The sequence below is a fragment of the Streptodolium elevatio genome, from assembly GCF_053592165.1.
The window spans coordinates 1-1,430 of record NZ_JBSFVE010000078.1 but is presented as its reverse complement, the minus strand read 5'-3'; the positions used below and the strand labels follow the sequence as shown (position 1 = coordinate 1,430).

At 68.4% G+C, this 1,430-nt stretch carries 2 protein-coding genes; both read left to right on the top strand.

The genetic code is table 11. The annotated features are described in order from the left end of the window. Positions 1–102 precede the first annotated feature (102 nt). Positions 103–933, top strand: a complete 831-nt coding sequence (locus ACWD12_RS41025) for an IS5 family transposase (RefSeq protein WP_450103954.1) — start codon at positions 103–105, stop codon at positions 931–933. Then, complete coding sequence (locus ACWD12_RS41020) at positions 930–1,352, top strand: hypothetical protein (RefSeq protein WP_450103953.1); 423 nt, start codon at positions 930–932, stop codon at positions 1,350–1,352. The genes ACWD12_RS41025 and ACWD12_RS41020 overlap by 4 nt, the downstream gene beginning before the upstream one ends. The last annotated feature ends 78 nt before the right edge of the window (positions 1,353–1,430 follow it).

Here is a 1,430-nt window from a genome sequence, read left to right as displayed (position 1 = left end):
AGAGGGCGGTATGTGAGTTGATGTCCGTGATGGTGTCGCCTGAACGTGTGGCTCTGGGGGTATAGGGCTGATCGCGGGGCGGGGTCGTGCTGGACTCGTGAAGTGAGCGAACGGCAGCCGTACAAGAGCGACTTGTCCGACGAGCGTTGGGCTCTGGTCGAGCCCGTGATCTCGGCCTGGAAGGCCCGCCACCCCTCGGTGAGCGGGCATTCGGGCCGGTACGAGATGCGGGAGATCGTCAACGCGCTGCTCTACCAGTCGCGGACCGGCTGCCAGTGGGACTACCTGCCGCACGACCTCCCGCCGCCGGGTGCGGTGAAGTACTACTTCTGCACCTGGCGCGACGACGGCACGGACAAGCTCATCCATGACCTGCTGCGGTGGAAGGTGCGGGAGCGCAACGGGCGATTAGAGGACCCGTCGCTGGTGGTGCTGGACACCCAGAGCCTCCACGCGGCCGCCGGAGTTCCCGCGTCCACGACGGGCCGGGACGCGAACAAGAAGGTGCCGGGCCGCAAGCGGGCCCTGGCCGTGGACGTGCTGGGCCTGGTGATCGCGGCGGTGGTGCTGCCGGCCTGCGCGCACGACAACGCCGCGGGCATCGTCCTGCTGGACAAGGTCGCCGCCGACAATGCCACGGTCGTCAAGGCACTGGTGGACCAGGGGTTCAAGAACAGCGTCGTGGACCACGGCAGGAAGCTGGGCATCGAGGTGGAGGTCGTCAAGCGCAACCCCGATGACGTGGGGTTCGTCCCGCAGGCCAAGCGGTGGGTGGTCGAGCAGACGAACGGGATCCTGATGTTCTTCCGCAGGCTGGTGCGGGACTACGAACACCTCGCCTCCTCCGCCGAGTCGCGGGTCTACTGGGCCATAAGCGACGTGATGACCCGCCGGCTCACCGGCACGGTGACCCCGACCTGGCGTTGCGCGTGACGAACCAGGACCTCACCCTCGGTGCCGTCCTGGTCCTGCTCCAGACCCGCGAACAGCAGATCGCCGCCGAACAGGAGATCCTGCGCGCGCAGATCGTGGAACTGTCCGCCCGGCTCGCCGGACTCGAGTCGGAGGCCGCGAGCGTCGCCACGACCCGCCAGACCCTCCTCGCCCTGCCTGATCCTGAGCCGCCGGCCGCCTCGACCCCGGCCCCCTCCGATGCCCCGGCCTACGAGCAGATCCTGGCCGTGCTCACCCGAGCGGACGGACCGCTGCGGGTGCGGAGCATCTGCGAGGAGATGGGCGTGAAACCCACGGCCAGCAACCTCAACAACATGCGCCACAAGGTCAAACGCCTCGTCGCCCGCGGCGCCCTCGCCGAACCCGAACACGGCCAGTTCGCACTCCCGAAGCCCTGAACACCGGCCCCACCAGCGACATTGCCGCCACCGACGCCCACAATCACGAAACGGACACCAGCTCTCTTACCGCCCTCT